Genomic DNA, 15,601 nt, shown 5'->3' with positions numbered 1-15,601 from the left:
GCGGCTCCGCGACGTGACACGCATCCTCGGCATCGACCCCGGTTCGCAACGGACCGGCGTGGGCATCATCGACGTGGCCGCCGATGGCAAGGTCGTGCATGTGCACCACCAGCCGCTGGTGCTGCTGGATGCCGAATCCTTCCCGCTGCGCCTGCGCAAGTTGCTGGACGGGTTGTGGGCGCTGATCGAGGAATACGCGCCGGATGAAGTGGCGATCGAGCAGGTGTTCCTCTCCAACAACGCGATGTCCGCATTGAAACTCGGGCAAGCGCGCGGCGCGGCGATCGCCGCCTGCGTGGCGCGCGACCTGCCGGTCAGCGAATACGCGGCCAAGGAAATCAAGCTGGGCCTGGTCGGCAGCGGTGGCGCCGACAAGAAACAGGTGCAGCACATGGTCGGCATCATGCTGGGACTGCAGGGCAAACTGCAGGCGGACGCGGCCGATGCGCTGGCGGTGGCGATCACTCATGCGCATGTGCGCGCGACGGCGAACCGGCTGGGCGTGGCGACGCGCACCGCCTGGAGGAAATCACGATGATCGGACGATTGAAGGGCGTGCTGATCCACAAGGCGCCGCCGTGGCTCGTCATCGAAGTGCACGGCGTCGGCTACGAGCTGGAAGCGCCGATGAGCACGTTCTACGACTTGCCGGACGTGGGTCGCGAAGTGTTCCTGTTCACCCACTACGCGCAAAAGGAAGACAGCGTCTCGCTGTACGGCTTCTTGCGCGAAACCGAACGCCGCCTGTTCCGCGATGTGCAGAAAGTCAGCGGCATCGGCGCGAAAATCGCGTTGGCGGTGCTGTCCGGCGTATCGGTCGATGACTTCGCGCGGCTGGTGCAGGCCAGCGACGTGACCGCGCTGACGCGCATTCCCGGCATCGGCAAGAAGACCGCCGAGCGCATGGTGGTGGAGCTGCGCGATCGCGCGGCGGACCTGGGCAGTGGCGCACTGGCCAGCGCCAGCGGATTGCCCGGCGATCCGCTCAGCGAAGCGATCACCGCCTTGCAGGCATTGGGCTACAAGCCCGCCGAGGCCGAGCGCATGGCGCGCAAGGCCGCTTCCGATGGCGACGAGGCTGCCGCCATCATCCGTAAAGCGCTACAGTCCGCGCTTCGCTGAGGCCGGGGTTTCCCGGAACCGAATGTCCGATTCTGTTTCTTCCAGCAAGATTCCCCTCCCGCAACCGAACGGTCATGCCCATGTCGGCCTAGCCGGATTGGTGGTGGGCGCCATCGGCGTGGTGTTCGGCGACATCGGCACCAGTCCGCTGTATGCCTTGCAGGAGGCGTTCGCGCCGCACTTCGGGTTGACCCCGGATCACGACACCGTGCTCGGCATCCTCTCGCTGATCTTCTGGGCGCTGATGCTGGTGGTGACGCTGAAGTACGTGACCATCATCACCCGCGCCGACAACGAGGGCGAGGGCGGCATCATGGCGTTGATGGCGCTGGCCCAGCGCACCCTGCCGAAGGGCGGGCGCTCGGTCTACATCGTCGGCATCCTCGGCATCTTCGGTGCGTCGATGTTCTTCGGCGACAGCGTGATCACGCCGGCGATGTCGGTGCTGTCGGCGGTGGAGGGCCTGCGCGTTGCCGCGCCGCAACTGGATCACTACATCGTGCCGATCACGGTGGTCATCCTGCTCACCTTGTTCATGAGCCAGCGCTACGGCACCGAAAAAGTGGGCAAGGTGTTCGGGCCGGTCACCGTGTTGTGGTTCCTCACCTTGGCTGGGCTTGGCGTGTACAACCTGATCCAGGCCCCCGAAGTGCTGAAGGCCTTCAATCCGTGGTGGGCGATGAATTTCTTCTTCACCCACGGCTGGCATTCGGTACTGATCCTGGGCGCGGTGGTATTGGCGGTGACTGGCGGCGAAGCCCTGTACGCGGACATGGGGCATTTCGGCGCACGCCCGATTCGCTATGGCTGGTATGGGCTGGTGCTGCCCTCGTTGATGTTGAACTACCTGGGGCAGGGCGCGAATCTTCTGCTGAATCCGAGTGACGTACGCAGCCCGTTCTACGAAGCGGTGCCGCAATCGTTGCTGTTCCCGATGATCGTGCTGGCGACCGCGGCCACCGTGATCGCCTCGCAAGCGGTGATCACCGGCGCGTTCTCGGTGGCGCGCGCGGCGATGCAGCTGGGCTACGTGCCGCGCATGCAGGTGCGGCATACCTCCACCCAGGCGATCGGGCAGATCTACGTGCCGTTCGTGAACTGGATGCTGATGCTGCTGGTGCTGGTGGTGGTGCTGACGTTCCGCAGCTCCTCGGCGTTGGCCGCGGCGTACGGTATCTCGGTGTCGGTGACGATGCTGATCGACACCCTGCTGCTGGCCATCGTCGCGCGCGCGTTGTGGCCGAAGGCGCGGTTCTGGGTGCTGCCGCTGTGCGTGGTGTTCTTCATCATCGATGTCGGTTTCGTGGTGGCCAATGGCGCCAAATTCTTCGATGGCGCGTGGTTCCCGTTGCTGCTGGGCCTGGTGGTGTTCACCATCCTGCGCACTTGGCGCCGTGGCCGCGAGCTGTTGCACGAGGAAGTGCGCAAGGAGGGCATCCAGCTGGATACCTTCCTGCCCGGGCTGATGCTGGCACCACCGGTGCGCGTGCCCGGCACGGCGGTGTTCCTGACCGCCGACAAGGGCGTGGTGCCGCACGCGCTGCTGCACAACCTCAAGCACAACAAGGTGCTGCACGAACAGAACGTATTCCTGACCGTGGACACGCTCAACGTGCCGTATGCGCCGAAGGACAAGCGCCTGAAGATCGAATCGATCGCCGGTAACGACTTCTACCGGGTGGTCGTGCGCTATGGCTTCATGGAGACGCCGGACGTGCCGCTGGCGCTGATGCGCAGCTGCGACCAGTGCGACCTGGTCTTCAATCCGATGGACACCACCTATTTCGCCAGCCGCGAGACCATCGTCGCCACCCGTTACGGCGGCATGCCGATCTGGCGCGACAAGCTGTTCGCGCTGATGCATCGCAATGCCGCGCCGGCAACCGGCTTTTTCCGGATTCCCGGCAATCGGCTGGTGGAGCTGGGGGCGCAGATCGAGATCTGAGCGATAGGGCGGCCGGCGCTTGAATCTCGGTGATAATCCCGGCATGACCGACGACCGCATCATTGCCCCCGCCGCCACCCGCGAGGACGAGGCCATCGAGGCCAGCATCCGCCCGCGCAAGCTGGACGAATACCTCGGCCAGCAGCCGGTACGCGAGCAGATGCAGATCTACATCGAGGCCGCCAAGGGGCGCAGCGAAGCGCTCGACCACGTGCTGATCTTCGGCCCGCCCGGTCTCGGCAAGACCACGCTCAGTCACGTCATCGCCAATGAGCTTGGCGTCAGCCTGCGGGTGACCTCGGGGCCGGTGATCGAGAAGGCCGGCGACCTCGCGGCATTGCTCACGAATCTGCAGCCGCACGACGTGCTGTTCATCGACGAGATCCATCGCCTGTCGCCAGTGGTCGAGGAAATTCTCTACCCGGCGATGGAGGACTACCAGATCGACATCATGATCGGCGAAGGCCCGGCCGCGCGTTCGATCAAGCTCGATTTGCCGCCGTTCACCCTGATCGGCGCCACCACCCGCGCCGGCCTGCTGACCGCACCGCTGCGCGACCGTTTCGGCATCGTCCAACGGCTGGAGTTCTATTCGCCGGAGGAACTCACCCGCATCGTGCGCCGCTCCGCGCAGATCCTCGGCATCGCCTGTGATGCGGACGGCGCTGGCGAGATCGCCCGCCGTGCGCGCGGTACCCCGCGCATCGCCAACCGCCTGCTGCGGCGCGTGCGCGACTACGCGCAGGTCAAGGGCGACGGCAGCATCGGCACCCGGATCGCCCGCGCGGCGATGGACATGCTCAAGGTCGATCCGGAAGGCTTCGACGAACTCGACCGGCGCATGCTCGGCATCATCATCGATGCCTTCGATGGCGGCCCGGTGGGCGTGGAATCGCTGGCGGCGGCATTGTCCGAAGAGCGCGGCACGCTGGAAGACGTGATCGAGCCGTATCTCATCCAGCAGGGTTATCTGATCCGCACCGCGCGCGGGCGCATGGCTACGCCGAAGGCGTATCGCCACCTGGGCTTCAAGCCGAAGGCGGGCAATGCGGAACTGTTCGATGGCTGAGCCGGCTTCCGGAAGGACGTTCACCTTCCCAGCACGGGTCTATTGGGAAGACACTGATGCAGGCGGCGTGGTCTACCATGCGCAATACTTGGCGTTCATGGAACGCGCGCGCAGTGAATGGCTGCGTGCGGGCGGCTGGGAGCAGCAATTGCTGCGCGAACGCGACGACCTCGTGTTCGCGGTGCGGGCGATGGATATCGACTTCCGCGCGCCGGCCCGGCTGGACGATCAGCTGCAAGTCAGCGTGTCCCTGATTGAATGCCGCAGCGCGAGCTTCGTGGTCGCACAGCAGGTGCTGTGCGACGGCAGGTTGCTAGTCGAGGCGAAAGTGCGAATCGCGGCGCTGTCGGCATCGAACTTCCGCCCGCGCGCGATCCCGGCCGCAATACTGGCCGAATTGAAGAAACACCTGATCGAACAAGACTGAGTGGAGACTGGATTGATGCCCGTGTCGACGATGTTGCAATCCCTGCCGCAGGCGCTGCCCGAGAATGGCGCGGCCACCGCGGTGGAACTGGCCGATGCCGGCACGCAGGCGGCCGCCGTGCAAGGTGATGGCGGTCTGAACATCCTGCAGCTGGTGCTGCACGCCAGCCTGCCGGTGCAACTGGTGATGCTGCTGTTGCTATTCGCCTCGCTGGCTTCGTGGGTGATCATCCTGCGCAAGAAGCGGGTGTTGGATCGCGCGGAGAAGGAAGCGGATCGCTTCGAAGAAGCGTTTTGGTCGGGGGCGGAATTGTCGAGGCTCTACGCCAACGCGAGCGAGCGCAATCGCAGCGTGGAAGGACTGGAGGCGATCTTCGAAGGCGGCATGCGCGAGTTCAACCGCATCCGCCAGCGCCGTGGCGTGGATGCGCGCATGCAGTTGGAGGGCGCGCAACGCGGCATGCGCGCGGCGGCCTCGCGCGAACTGGACGGACTCGAGCGCAACCTCGAGTTCCTCGCCAACGTCGGTTCGATCAGTCCGTACGTGGGTCTGTTCGGCACCGTGTGGGGCATCATGATTTCGTTCCAGGGCCTGGCTTCGATGAAGGAGGCCACCATCGCCACCGTGGCGCCGGGCATTTCCGAGGCGCTCGTCGCCACCGCGATGGGCCTGTTCGCGGCGATCCCGGCGGTGTGGGCCTACAACCGCTACGCCACCCGTGCCGAACGCATGGCGGTGCGCTACGACACCTTCAGCGAGGAGTTCTCCTCGATCCTGCAGCGCCAGGCCCACCTGGACGACTGACGCCATGGCCCTCGCAACCGCAAGCCGCCGGCATCGCAGGAAGAAGCTCAAGGCCGAGATCAACGTCGTGCCGTACATCGACGTGATGCTGGTGCTGCTGATCATCTTCATGGTCACCGCACCACTGCTGAACGTGGGCGTGGACGTGAACCTGCCGCAGTCCGATGCCAAGCCGCTGGAACAGAAGAACACCAAGCCGGTGGTGGTGCAGGTGGCCAGCGACGGCGCATTGGCGATGACCTACGAAGGCCTTGAACGGCCGCAGGTGGTGGATCGCGCGGAGTTGGTGGCCAAGGTCAAGGGGTTCATCGAGGCCGACCCGCAATTACCGGTGTACGTGGCCGGCGATCGCGATGTCAATTACCAGACCGTGTACGAGGTGCTCACGCTGTTGCAGCGCGAAGCCAAGGTCAGCCGCGCCGGCCTGATGGGCAACCCGGCGGACAGAAAGGGCAAGTGAGCCCCCGTGCATGAAAGAGACGCGCAGTGATACACGGGTGGCATTGCTGCAGGCATTCGGCCTGCACGTGTTGCTGTTCGCGTTGATGTTCGCCGGTCTGCAGTGGACGCGCAGCAACATGATGGAACCTGCCGCAGGCGATCCGATCGAAGCCGATTTGATCGACCCGTCTGCGTTGAGCGCGTCGATGCGCAGTGCCATGCAGCGCATGCCCGAGGCATTGCCGCGGCCGGTCGTTGAGCAACCTGTCGTCGAGCAGGAACCAGAGCCATTGCCGCAACCCGTGGCCGAAGACACGCCACCACCGGCGCCCGTGCCCGACCCTGAACCGGTCGAGCAGGAAAAAGTGCAGCGCGATGCGATATCGCCGGATGTGGCGAAGGTACCGAACGAGCAGGAAGAAAAACGCAAACAGCCGGATCAGGTGGATCTCGATGCGCAGCGCCGCGAGCGCCTGCTTGCAGAAATCCGCAAGCAGCGCGAACAGGCGGCGAAGGAGCGCACACAGGCCGAGATGCGGGCGCAGCAGCTGGCGGATGCGCGCGCGCAACAGCCCGTGGGAAGCAATCCGGCATCCCCACCGCCGGGAAATCGCGGCCAGGATTCGAATCTTGGCAAGCAGTATGCGGCGGCCTTGCAGGAAGCCATCCTCCGGCAGTGGACACGGCCGGAAACGGTCGAGCTGGGCCAACGCTGCCGCATCACGATCCGCCAGATCCCGGGTGGCGAGGTGGTCAACGTCGACATCGCCCCGTCCTGCCCATACGACGCACTGGGCCGTCGCTCGGTGGAGGCCGCGATCCTCAAGGCCTCACCGCTGCCCTATGCCGGGTTCGAGGCCGTGTTCAGCCGCAATCTCGACCTGAACTTCATCGCCGAAGACCGCTGAAGGCCCGTGCTGGCCGCACGGTCCGGCCGCGTTCATCCTTCGGACAGATGAATCGGCGACCCTGTTCACATTGCTGATGGAATCCGAGTACCCATGACCCGAGCCTGTCGCGCGTCGCGTTTCGCCCTGATCCTGTGTTCCGTGCTGCCGCTCGGCGCATTCGCCCAATCGAAGGGGCTGGAGATCGACATCGTCGGCGGCAATGCCGCGGCCCTGCCGATCGCGGTGGTGCCGTTTGGTGGCGATTGCGGGCAGACCGACGTGGGCGGCGTGGTGCGCGTCGACCTCGGCCGCTCCGGCCAGTTCCGTGCGCTGGATGTGTCCGCACTGCCGGAACGCCCCACCCAGGGCAGCGATGTCGCCTATCCGACCTGGCGCATGCTCAAGCAGGACTTCCTGCTGATCGGCCGCTGCGTGCCGGATGGCGGCGGCTACCGCACCGAATACGAATTGTTCGACGTGGCCAAGCAGGAACGCCTGCTCGGCTTCGCGCTGACCGCGCCGGCCGGCGCGATGCGCGACGTTGCGCACCAGATCAGCGATGCGGTGTACGAGAAAATCCTGGGCGTGCCAGGCGCGTTCTGGACCCGGATCGCCTACGTGACCGCGAGTGGATTGGGTCGCCAGTCGCGCTATGGGCTGATGGTGGCCGATGCCGATGGCTACGGCCCGCGCACGGTGGTGAATTCCACCGAGCCGCTGATGTCGCCATCGTGGAGCCCGGACGGCCGCCGGCTGGCCTATGTCAGCTTCGAAGGCGGCAATTCCGGCGTGTACATCCAGGACATCGCGAGCGGTTCGCGCGAGAAGGTCGCCAGCTTTCGCGGCATCAATGGCGCGCCGAGCTTCTCGCCGGATGGCGGGCGTCTGGCGCTGACGTTGTCCAAGGGTGGCAACCCGGATATCTACGTGATGGACCTGGGCAGCAAGCACCTGACCCAGGTGACCAATCACTTCGGCATCGATACCGAGCCGAGCTGGAGCCCGGACGGAAGCAGCCTGTACTTCACCTCGGATCGCGGTGGCCGCCCGCAGATCTACCAGGTGTCCGCCAATGGCGGCGGCGCGACCCGGATCAGCTTCGAAGGCAGCTACAACGCGAGTCCTTCGGTCAGCTTCGACGGCAAGAAGATCGCCACTGCGCAGGGTGCCGGCAATACCTATCGCATCGCGCTGTACGACCGCAGCGTGGGTAGCGGCCGCTGGAGCATGCTCTCGCCCGGTTCGCTGGACGAATCCCCCAGCTTCGCCCCGAACGGTGCGATGGTGCTGTACGCGGCCCGCGAAGGCCGTCGCGGCGTGCTGTACGCGGTCTCTGCCGATGCCCGGGTGCGCCAGCGGCTGGTGCTGTCCGACGGCGATGTGCGCGAGCCGGCGTGGTCGCCGTATCGCAAGAAGTGACACAAGCGCCAAACGCCAAACGCCAAACGCCAAACGCCAAACGCCATCGACACAAGCTGAACACGCAAGCACTACACTCGATTCCACGCAAACGAGCCGACGAAGGATCCCCGATGAACTTATCCGCTTCCCGCATCGCACGCACCCTGTTCCTGGTCGCACTGGCCAGCGCCGTCGCCGTCGGCTGCAGCAAGAAGGTCAAGGAGACCCCGCCGACAGATACCGGCAGCACCGGCACGACCACCACCACGCCGATCGATGACGGCGCGTCCACCCGTCCCGGTGCGTACGGCCCGGGCGACCTCGATACCGATGCTTGCCTGCGCAACAAGGTGGTGTACTTCGACCTCGACCAGGATGCGCTGAAGCCCGAGTTCCAGGCCGCGATGAGCTGCCATGCCAAGTACCTGCGCGATCGTCCGTCCGCGCGCCTGCGCCTGGAAGGCAATGCCGACGAGCGCGGCAGCCGCGAGTACAACCTCGGCCTCGGCGAGCGCCGCGGCAACGCGGTGTCCTCCGCGTTGCAGGCCAACGGCGGCTCCGGCAGCCAGCTGAGCGTGATCAGCTACGGCGAGGAACGGCCGGTCTGCAACGAATCTGGCGAAAGCTGCTGGTCGCAGAACCGCCGCGTCGAACTGGTCTACAGCGCCAAGTGATGCGCGTCGGGACCATGACCGTCCTGCTGGCGGCGATGCTCATCGCATCGCCGCTGGCGTCCGCACAACGCGCCAGCTTGGCCGACCGCGTGGCTGCACTGGAAGCGCGCAACGCGGGCGACCAGAACGGCACGGAGTTGGTCAACCAGATTTCACAGCTGCGCTCGGAAGTGCAGGAACTGCGCGGCCAGGTCGAACAGCTGCAACAGCAGCTGGAACAGGCCAAGCAGGGCCAGCGTAGCCAGTACCTGGATCTGGATGGGCGCTTGAACCGCCTCGAAGGCGACAATGCCACGCCGACGGCAACGACGCCTGCGGCAATGGCACCCACCGTGACGCCAGCAGCCACGGCATCGAACGACACGACGCCAGCTGCAAACGCGATGGTCGGCATGGACGAACGCGGTGCCTATGCGCATGCCTTCGATGCGCTGAAAACGGGCGATTACGTTGAATCCTCGCGCCGCTTCCGCGATTTCCTGGCCGCCTATCCCGGTGGCCAATACGCGCCGAACGCGTTGTACTGGCTGGGCGAGAGTTACTACGTGACCCAGAACTACGCGCTTGCGGGCGAACAGTTCCAGGCATTGCTGGATCGCTATCCGACCCACGACAAGGCACCCGGTGCGTTGCTCAAGCGCGGTCTGGCCCAATACGGGCTGAAGGATTACCGCGGCGCGGACGCGACCCTGCACCAGGTGGTGCAGCGCTATCCCGGCAGTGATGTGGCGCGCACGGCGGATGATCGCCTGCGTGCGATGCAGATCGCTGGCAACCGGTAAAATGCCCGCATGAACGCTGTCGCCGATGCGGCCGCCGCATCGGCGGCCCCGCTCCAGCCCGAGCGGCTGAAACTCACCGAGATCTTCCTGTCCCTGCAAGGCGAAGCCCGCGATGCCGGCTGGCCGACTGTATTCGTGCGCCTCACCGGCTGCCCACTGCGTTGCCAGTACTGCGACACCGCCTACGCCTTCCATGGCGGCCAGTGGTGGGACATCGACACGATCCTCGCCGAAGTTGCTTCACACGGCGCGCGCCATGTCTGCGTGACCGGCGGCGAACCGCTGGCGCAGAAACGCTGCCTGCAACTGCTGGCGAAGTTGTGCGATGCCGGCTACGGCGTTTCGCTGGAAACCAGCGGCGCCATCGATATCGCCGGCGTGGATCCGCGCGTCTCGCGCGTGCTGGACATCAAGACGCCGGGTTCTGCCGAAGTCGGACGCAACCTCTGGGACAACCTGGCGCTGCTCACCCCGCACGACCAGGTGAAGTTCGTGATTTGTTCGCGCGCGGATTTTGACTGGGCGAAAAATATTGTCGCCGAACACAAATTGCACGAGGTCTGCGACGTGCTGTTTTCACCCAGTGCTACCCAAGTCCCGGCGCGCGAACTTGCCGACTGGATCGTCGCCGAGAAATTGCCGGTGCGCTTCCAGATGCAGCTGCACAAACTCTTGTGGAACGACGAGCCCGGCCGATGAACGCATCCCGCAAACCTGCCGTGGTGTTGGTGTCCGGCGGCATGGACTCGGCGGTGGTGCTGGCCATCGCCCGCGAAGCCGGTTTCGACGTGCATGCGCTCAGCGTGCGCTACGGCCAGCGGCACACCTCCGAACTCGATGCCGCCGGCCGCGTTTCCAATGCGCTGGGCACCATCGCGCACAAGACCGTACACGTGGACCTGCGCAGCATCGGCGGTTCCTCGCTCACCGATGACATCGACGTGCCCATCGACGACGACGGCCATGTGATCGGGGAAGGCATCCCATCCACGTACGTGCCGGCGCGCAACACGATCATGCTGTCGGTGGCGCTGGGCTGGGCCGAAGTGCTGGGCAGCACCGACCTGTTCTGCGGGGTCAACGCGGTGGACTATTCGGGCTATCCGGATTGCCGGCCGGAATTCATCGCGGCATTCGAGGTGTTGGCCAACCTCGCCACCAAGGCCGGCGTCGAGGGCAGCAATTTCCGCGTCCACGCGCCCCTGATGCGCATGAGCAAGGCCGACATCGTCCGCGAAGGCCTGCGCCTGGGCGTGGATTTCTCGCAGACCGTCAGCTGCTACCAGGCCGATGCCGAAGGCCGTGCCTGCCGCCACTGCGACGCCTGCCGCCTGCGCGCGCAAGGCTTCGCCGAAGCCGGCGTGGCCGATCCCACGCGTTACGTTGACGGCGCCATCGGTTAGAATGCGCGCCCCGGCGCAATGTCGGGCACGACAATCAGGTTCTTGGGCCGTTAGCTCAGTCGGTAGAGCAGAAGACTTTTAATCTTTTGGTCGATGGTTCGAATCCATCACGGCCCACCATTCCAAGACCGCATTGCATGAGCTGGCTTTCTCGCCGCCCGCGTGACGTTTACGCCGCCTCCAGCACTGTAATCACCGCACTTCCGTAACGCTCCAATTTGCTGGCACCCACCCCGGCGATGGTGGACATCGCATCCAGATCGCGCGGCGACTCCAGCGCGATGCTGCGCAACGTGGCGTCATGGAAGATGACGTAGGGCGGGACGCCTTGTTCGCGGGCGATGTCGCTGCGCCATTCGCGCAGCGCGGCGAACCGCGCGGCGGCCTCCGCCGGAAGTTCGATGATGGGCGATGCGGCACGTTTGCCGGTGTCCGTGCGCGAGCGCTTGCGCTCGGGTTTCGGCGCTTCCGCACGCAGCTGCAGGCGGCGCTCGCCGCGCAGCAGCGGGGTGGCCTCGGTGGTCAGGCGCAGTGCGCCATGGCCTTCGATATCGGCCTCCAGCAGGCCGGCCGCCACCAACTGGCGGAACACGCCGCGCCATTGCTTCGCATCGAGGTCGCCGCCGATGCCGTAGGTGCTGACGGCATCGTGGCCGAACTGGCGCACCTTGGCGGTATCCGCGCCGCGCAGCACGTCGATCATGTGGGCAGCGCCGAAGCGCTGGCCGGTACGGTACACGCAGGACAGCGCCTTGCGCGCGGCTTCGGTGGCATCCCAGGTCGTCGGCGGCTGCAGGCAGTTGTCGCAGTTGCCGCAGGCGCCGGCATGCGCTTCGCCGAAATACGCCAGTAGGGTTTGCCGGCGGCAGCCGGTGGACTCGCAATAGCCGATCAGCGCGTCCAGCTTGCCGTGTTCCAGCCGCTTGCGTTCATCGCCGGCATCGCCGTCCTCGATCATCCGCCGCAGCAGCACGGCATCGCCCAGGCCATACGCCAGCCAGGCTTCGGAGGGCTCGTCGTCGCGGCCTGCGCGGCCGGTTTCCTGGTAATAGCCTTCCAATGATTTGGGCAGGTCGAGATGGGCGACGAAACGCACGTCCGGCTTGTCGATGCCCATGCCGAAGGCGATCGTCGCCACCATCACGATCCCGTCCTCGCGCAGGAAACGGCGTTGGTGCTCGGCGCGCGTGGTCGCGTCGAGGCCAGCGTGGTACGGCAAGGCGCGCAGGCCGCGTTCGGCCAGCATCGCGGCGGTCGCATCCACCTTGCGGCGCGACAGGCAATACACGATGCCGCTGTCGCCACGATGTTCGTCGAGGAAGCCGAGCAACTGCCGGCGGCTATCGTCCTTGGCCACAACGGTGTAGCGGATGTTCGGGCGGTCGAAGGAACTGACGAACTGACGCGCGTCTTCCAGCGCCAGCCGCTCGACGATCTCGCGGCGGGTCGGCGCATCGGCGGTGGCGGTCAGCGCGATGCGCGGGATCTCGGGCCAGCGCTCGTGCAGCAGGGTGAGCTGGCGGTATTCGGGGCGGAAATCGTGGCCCCATTGCGAGACGCAATGCGCTTCGTCGATGGCGAACAGGGCGATCCGCGTGCGTTCCAGCAGCGACAGGAAGCGAGATGTCAGCAGGCGCTCGGGTGCGACGTAGAGCAGGTCGAGTTCGCCATCGAGCAACTGTCGCTCGACCTGCGCCGCCATGCCGGCATCCAGGCTGGAGTTGAGGAAGGCCGCGCGCACGCCGAGTTGGCGCAGCGCCTCCACTTGATCCTGCATCAGCGCGATCAGCGGCGACACCACGATGCCGGTGCCCTCGCGCAGCAAGGCCGGCAGCTGGTAGCACAGCGATTTGCCGCCGCCGGTGGGCATCAGCACCAGCGCATCGCCGCCGGCCGCGACCTGGTCGACGATCTCGCCCTGTTCGCCGCGGAAACTGTCGTAGCCGAAGACTTGGCGGAGTTGTGCGAGGGCGGCGGAAGGCATGCCGCTAGGGTAGCAAGCGGCGCTGGCGTCCCTGTCGGATTCTTCCGCAGGCGGGGATCGGGGATGGGTCCGTTGCGCGCCGGCATCGGGTTTCGGCGCGATGGGCTGCGCTAAGATCATCGAAAGCCATGGGGATGGCTATCCACGGAGGGAGTTTCGATGAAGCATTTGCTGGCGGCATTCGCGTTCGCGTGCCTGTTCTTGTCCAACGCGGTGTTCGCCCAGGAGAAGAAGATCGAGGATCTTCCCTGGGTGGTCGGCCCGACCAAGGGCCAGATCGGCGCGAATGCCTCGATCCAGGTGCCGGAGGGCTATGCCTTCCTGGGGCCCGACGGGGCGAAGGAATTCAACCGCATCACCGAGAACCCCGAATCCGGGGTCGACGAATACATCCTGGCGAAGCAGGACCTGTCCTGGATCGCGTTCTTCTCGTTCGACCTGGTCGGCTACGTCAAGGACGACGAGAAGCTGGATGCGGACGCGTTGCTGTCCTCGGTCACCGAAGGCACGGAAGCGGCGAACGAGGAACGCAAGGAGAACGGCTGGGATCCCATCCATGTCACCGGCTGGTCGTTCAAGCCGCAGTACGACGGCACCATCAAGTCGCTGGAATGGGCCTTCCGCCTGAAGGGCGAGCATTCGAGCGGTGAGACGATCAACTACAACACCCGCCTGCTGGGGCGCCGAGGCGTGATGCAGGTGCTGTTGCTGACCAGTCCGGAACAGTTGCAAGCCTCCGTCGCGGACTTCAAGTCGAAGCTGCCCGGTTTCGCCTTCACTGCCGGTGAAAGCTATGCCGACTTCCGTGCCGGCGACCATGTGGCCGAATATGGGCTGGCGGCGTTGGTCACCGGCGGTGCGGCGGCCGTTGCCGCCAAGAAGGGGTTGTTCGCTGTGATCGGTGTGTTCCTGTTGAAGATGTGGAAATTGTTGCTGGTAGGCGTTGTTGCTTTCGGTGCAAGCATCCGCAAGTTCTTCGGCGGCAAGGACAAGGGCACGGACAAGAGCGCCGAGTCCTAAGCATGGCATCGATGGAAATGCTGCTGTTGCTCGGTATTGCGGCGTTTTATCTGTTCGACAGTGCGTCGCTGCTATATCGGGACGAGGTCGTGTTCGCGCAATGCGGCCGCCGCTGGCGTGCGTCGATGGGCGCCGGATTCATGCTGGCAGGGCGGTATCCCGTGCTGCCGGCAGTGTTTTCGCCGGGGGCGCCGGTCTTCCGCGCGAGCTGGGGCGCGTCAGCACAAGTCAATCCGCCGGCAACGGACGTGATCCTGCCGGTGCTCCGCCCGTTGCGATGGCCGGCGCGATTGATCGCGCTGCTGCTGTTCCTGGTATTGCCGCTGGCCCTGTGGGTGAACCTCGATCCGCGACTGATGCTGGGTCTGCTGGGCGTGTTGTACCTGGTCTCCTCGCTGTCCGTTGCGCACGTGGCGCGCCGACGCTCAATCCTCGACCTGTCGCGCAAGGACATCGCCGCGATCGCCTTCGACGTGATCGCTTGCCCGCCGTTCGCGATCAACCTGGTGCGGCGGGTCACCCTGCGCTGCGGGCTGGCGGTTCCGGCCGGCGAGTTCGCAGCGACCATGCTCGATGTGGACACGCATGCGCGATTGATTCGTGTGCTGAGCGCCAGGAACGGCATCATGGCGGGCGACCGAAGTGCCGACCTGCCATCGTCCGAGCGGGAGGCGCCATGACATTCCTGGAAGGGTTGGTGGTCGCCAGCGGACTGGCCATCGGTTACTGGCTGGTGTCGGTTTTCACCAAGTCGTCGGATGACTACGACGAAGCCCCTGTCGGCTATCCCGACGATCCTGGAGCCGGGGTTGCGGATGCGCCGTGGCACGAAGTGCTGGGGGTCTCCGAATGGGCCAGCGATGAGGACGTCGCCGCGGCCTATCGCGAGAAGATCGGCCAGTACCATCCGGACAAGGTCGCGACCATGGGCCCAGAAATCCGGGAACTGGCCGAGCGCAAGGCCAGGCAGGTCAACGAGGCCTACCGGGACGCAAGGCGTCGAAGTCGAAACTGAGTGGATGAAGCGGAAGCGACGCCGTCGTGGCGTCGTTTCCGCTTCGCGGTCGCCTGCCTCACTGCAGCAGCGAGCGCAACATCCACGCATTCTTCTCGTGGATGTTCAGGCGCTGGGTCATCAGGTCCACGGTGGGATCGTCGCCGGCCTTGTCGGCCGTGGCCAGCACCTTGCGCGCGGTGCGGCACACGGCCTCGTTGCCCACCACCAGCTGGCGCACCATTTCGCGCCAGTCGGCGGCATCGGTCAGTCCGGGTTCTTCCAGGATCGAGCTCAGTTTGATGAACTCCGCATAGGAGCCTGGTGCATTGAAGCCCAGCGCGCGGGTGCGCTCGGCGATCTCGTCAAGCGCCGTCCACTGCTCGGTGTACTGGCCCTCGAACATCGCGTGCAGGGCGTTGAACATCGGTCCGGTCACGTTCCAGTGGAAATTGTGGGTCTTCAGGTACAGGGTGAAGGCGTCCGACAGGAAATGCGACAGACCGTCCGCGATCTTGCGGCGGTCGCTGGCGGAAATGCCGATGTCGATGCCCGGTGCGCCGTCGGCATGCGCGGCCGGCGCCGGCTTCGCGGCTTTGGTCGCGTCGGCTTTCTTCGGGGACTTCTTCTTGGCCATGGCGATGT

Annotated in this window: 18 protein-coding genes and 1 tRNA gene; 17 read left to right on the top strand and 2 right to left on the bottom strand. The window is 65.5% G+C overall.

All coding sequences use genetic code 11. The features are described 5' to 3' along the window. Positions 1 to 13 precede the first annotated feature (13 nt). The 14 genes from ruvC to G7079_RS11900 all read left to right on the top strand — a co-directional run bounded on the left by ruvC (position 14) and on the right by G7079_RS11900 (position 11,078). Positions 14 to 538 carry a crossover junction endodeoxyribonuclease RuvC gene (ruvC, locus tag G7079_RS11965; protein ID WP_166057518.1) on the top strand — a complete coding sequence of 175 codons (525 nt, stop codon included), beginning with the start codon at positions 14 to 16 and terminating at the stop codon, positions 536 to 538. After that, a complete protein-coding gene (gene ruvA, locus G7079_RS11960) occupies positions 535 to 1,122 on the top strand; it encodes a Holliday junction branch migration protein RuvA (protein WP_166057517.1) in 588 nt (195 codons plus the stop codon). The genes ruvC and ruvA overlap by 4 nt, the downstream gene beginning before the upstream one ends. Positions 1,123 to 1,144: 22 nt before the next feature. After that, positions 1,145 to 3,067, top strand: a complete 1,923-nt coding sequence (locus G7079_RS11955; RefSeq protein ID WP_166057516.1) for a potassium transporter Kup — start codon at positions 1,145 to 1,147, stop codon at positions 3,065 to 3,067. A 43-nt stretch (positions 3,068 to 3,110) separates the two neighbouring features. Beyond that, on the top strand, positions 3,111 to 4,136 hold the full coding sequence (ruvB, locus tag G7079_RS11950; RefSeq protein ID WP_166057515.1) for a Holliday junction branch migration DNA helicase RuvB: 1,026 nt from the start codon (positions 3,111 to 3,113) through the stop codon (positions 4,134 to 4,136). Further along, positions 4,129 to 4,563 (top strand): tol-pal system-associated acyl-CoA thioesterase, encoded by a 435-nt coding sequence (gene ybgC / locus G7079_RS11945; protein WP_240906182.1) that lies wholly within the window; start codon positions 4,129 to 4,131, stop codon positions 4,561 to 4,563. Before ruvB ends, ybgC begins: the two co-directional genes overlap by 8 nt. A gap of 15 nt (positions 4,564 to 4,578) precedes the next feature. Beyond that, positions 4,579 to 5,367, top strand: coding sequence for a protein TolQ (gene tolQ, locus G7079_RS11940; protein WP_166057513.1), 789 nt, complete (start codon positions 4,579 to 4,581; stop codon positions 5,365 to 5,367). Positions 5,368 to 5,371: 4 nt separating this feature from the next. After that, complete coding sequence (gene tolR / locus G7079_RS11935; RefSeq protein WP_166057512.1) at positions 5,372 to 5,827, top strand: protein TolR; 456 nt, start codon at positions 5,372 to 5,374, stop codon at positions 5,825 to 5,827. Positions 5,828 to 5,837: 10 nt separating this feature from the next. After that, positions 5,838 to 6,716, top strand: a complete 879-nt coding sequence (locus tag G7079_RS11930) for a cell envelope integrity protein TolA (protein ID WP_166057511.1) — start codon at positions 5,838 to 5,840, stop codon at positions 6,714 to 6,716. Positions 6,717 to 6,809: 93 nt separating this feature from the next. Beyond that, entirely contained in the window at positions 6,810 to 8,117 is a 1,308-nt protein-coding gene (gene tolB, locus G7079_RS11925; protein ID WP_166057510.1) for a Tol-Pal system beta propeller repeat protein TolB, read from the top strand. A gap of 113 nt (positions 8,118 to 8,230) precedes the next feature. Beyond that, entirely contained in the window at positions 8,231 to 8,773 is a 543-nt protein-coding gene (gene pal, locus G7079_RS11920; protein ID WP_166057509.1) for a peptidoglycan-associated lipoprotein Pal, read from the top strand. Continuing rightward, on the top strand, positions 8,773 to 9,555 hold the full coding sequence (gene ybgF, locus G7079_RS11915) for a tol-pal system protein YbgF (RefSeq protein WP_166057508.1): 783 nt from the start codon (positions 8,773 to 8,775) through the stop codon (positions 9,553 to 9,555). Before pal ends, ybgF begins: the two co-directional genes overlap by 1 nt. A 9-nt stretch (positions 9,556 to 9,564) precedes the next feature. Then, positions 9,565 to 10,254 (top strand): 7-carboxy-7-deazaguanine synthase QueE, encoded by a 690-nt coding sequence (gene queE, locus G7079_RS11910; RefSeq protein WP_166057507.1) that lies wholly within the window; start codon positions 9,565 to 9,567, stop codon positions 10,252 to 10,254. Continuing rightward, positions 10,251 to 10,958 carry a 7-cyano-7-deazaguanine synthase QueC gene (gene queC / locus G7079_RS11905; protein ID WP_166057506.1) on the top strand — a complete coding sequence of 236 codons (708 nt, stop codon included), beginning with the start codon at positions 10,251 to 10,253 and terminating at the stop codon, positions 10,956 to 10,958. Before queE ends, queC begins: the two co-directional genes overlap by 4 nt. Before the next feature lie 44 nt (positions 10,959 to 11,002). Beyond that, positions 11,003 to 11,078: transfer RNA gene (locus G7079_RS11900), tRNA-Lys, on the top strand. Between the two features lie 49 nt (positions 11,079 to 11,127). Here the strand turns inward: G7079_RS11900 and recQ are convergent. Beyond that, on the bottom strand, positions 11,128 to 12,942 hold the full coding sequence (gene recQ, locus G7079_RS11895) for a DNA helicase RecQ (RefSeq protein WP_166057505.1): 1,815 nt from the start codon (positions 12,940 to 12,942) through the stop codon (positions 11,128 to 11,130). Positions 12,943 to 13,101: 159 nt separating this feature from the next. On the opposite strand from recQ, the gene G7079_RS11890 reads away from it, so the two are divergent. Genes G7079_RS11890 through G7079_RS11880 form a run of 3 tightly spaced genes read left to right on the top strand, consistent with a single transcriptional unit; the run spans position 13,102 to position 14,977 of the window. After that, on the top strand, positions 13,102 to 13,962 hold the full coding sequence (locus tag G7079_RS11890; protein ID WP_166057504.1) for a DUF2167 domain-containing protein: 861 nt from the start codon (positions 13,102 to 13,104) through the stop codon (positions 13,960 to 13,962). Positions 13,963 to 13,973: 11 nt separating this feature from the next. Beyond that, positions 13,974 to 14,642, top strand: coding sequence for a hypothetical protein (locus G7079_RS11885; RefSeq protein ID WP_166057503.1), 669 nt, complete (start codon positions 13,974 to 13,976; stop codon positions 14,640 to 14,642). Then, positions 14,639 to 14,977 carry a J domain-containing protein gene (locus G7079_RS11880; protein ID WP_166057502.1) on the top strand — a complete coding sequence of 113 codons (339 nt, stop codon included), beginning with the start codon at positions 14,639 to 14,641 and terminating at the stop codon, positions 14,975 to 14,977. Before G7079_RS11885 ends, G7079_RS11880 begins: the two co-directional genes overlap by 4 nt. Before the next feature lie 58 nt (positions 14,978 to 15,035). Here G7079_RS11880 and G7079_RS11875 read toward each other — a convergent pair whose 3' ends face one another. Next, a complete protein-coding gene (locus tag G7079_RS11875; RefSeq protein ID WP_166057501.1) occupies positions 15,036 to 15,593 on the bottom strand; it encodes a Dps family protein in 558 nt (185 codons plus the stop codon). Positions 15,594 to 15,601 lie beyond the last annotated feature (8 nt).

It is taken from the genome of Thermomonas sp. HDW16, from assembly GCF_011302915.1.
Classification (GTDB): domain Bacteria; phylum Pseudomonadota; class Gammaproteobacteria; order Xanthomonadales; family Xanthomonadaceae; genus Thermomonas.
The sequence above is the reverse complement of the archived record's forward strand: the minus strand, read 5'-3'. Positions and strand labels throughout refer to the sequence as shown.

Bases quoted from the DNA above. Each gene is read 5' to 3' on its own strand.
- ruvA (WP_166057517.1), top strand. From the start codon at position 535: ATGATCGGACGATTGAAGGGCGTGCTGATCCACAAGGCGCCGCCGTGG.
- G7079_RS11955 (WP_166057516.1), top strand. From the start codon at position 1,145: ATGTCCGATTCTGTTTCTTCCAGCAAGATTCCCCTCCCGCAACCGAAC.
- ruvB (WP_166057515.1), top strand. From the start codon at position 3,111: ATGACCGACGACCGCATCATTGCCCCCGCCGCCACCCGCGAGGACGAG.
- ybgC (WP_240906182.1), top strand. From the start codon at position 4,129: ATGGCTGAGCCGGCTTCCGGAAGGACGTTCACCTTCCCAGCACGGGTC.
- tolQ (WP_166057513.1), top strand. From the start codon at position 4,579: ATGCCCGTGTCGACGATGTTGCAATCCCTGCCGCAGGCGCTGCCCGAG.
- tolR (WP_166057512.1), top strand. From the start codon at position 5,372: ATGGCCCTCGCAACCGCAAGCCGCCGGCATCGCAGGAAGAAGCTCAAG.
- G7079_RS11930 (WP_166057511.1), top strand. From the start codon at position 5,838: ATGAAAGAGACGCGCAGTGATACACGGGTGGCATTGCTGCAGGCATTC.
- tolB (WP_166057510.1), top strand. From the start codon at position 6,810: ATGACCCGAGCCTGTCGCGCGTCGCGTTTCGCCCTGATCCTGTGTTCC.
- pal (WP_166057509.1), top strand. From the start codon at position 8,231: ATGAACTTATCCGCTTCCCGCATCGCACGCACCCTGTTCCTGGTCGCA.
- ybgF (WP_166057508.1), top strand. From the start codon at position 8,773: ATGCGCGTCGGGACCATGACCGTCCTGCTGGCGGCGATGCTCATCGCA.
- queE (WP_166057507.1), top strand. From the start codon at position 9,565: ATGAACGCTGTCGCCGATGCGGCCGCCGCATCGGCGGCCCCGCTCCAG.
- queC (WP_166057506.1), top strand. From the start codon at position 10,251: ATGAACGCATCCCGCAAACCTGCCGTGGTGTTGGTGTCCGGCGGCATG.
- recQ (WP_166057505.1), bottom strand. From the start codon at position 12,942: ATGCCTTCCGCCGCCCTCGCACAACTCCGCCAAGTCTTCGGCTACGAC.
- G7079_RS11890 (WP_166057504.1), top strand. From the start codon at position 13,102: ATGAAGCATTTGCTGGCGGCATTCGCGTTCGCGTGCCTGTTCTTGTCC.
- G7079_RS11885 (WP_166057503.1), top strand. From the start codon at position 13,974: ATGGAAATGCTGCTGTTGCTCGGTATTGCGGCGTTTTATCTGTTCGAC.
- G7079_RS11880 (WP_166057502.1), top strand. From the start codon at position 14,639: ATGACATTCCTGGAAGGGTTGGTGGTCGCCAGCGGACTGGCCATCGGT.
- G7079_RS11875 (WP_166057501.1), bottom strand. From the start codon at position 15,593: ATGGCCAAGAAGAAGTCCCCGAAGAAAGCCGACGCGACCAAAGCCGCG.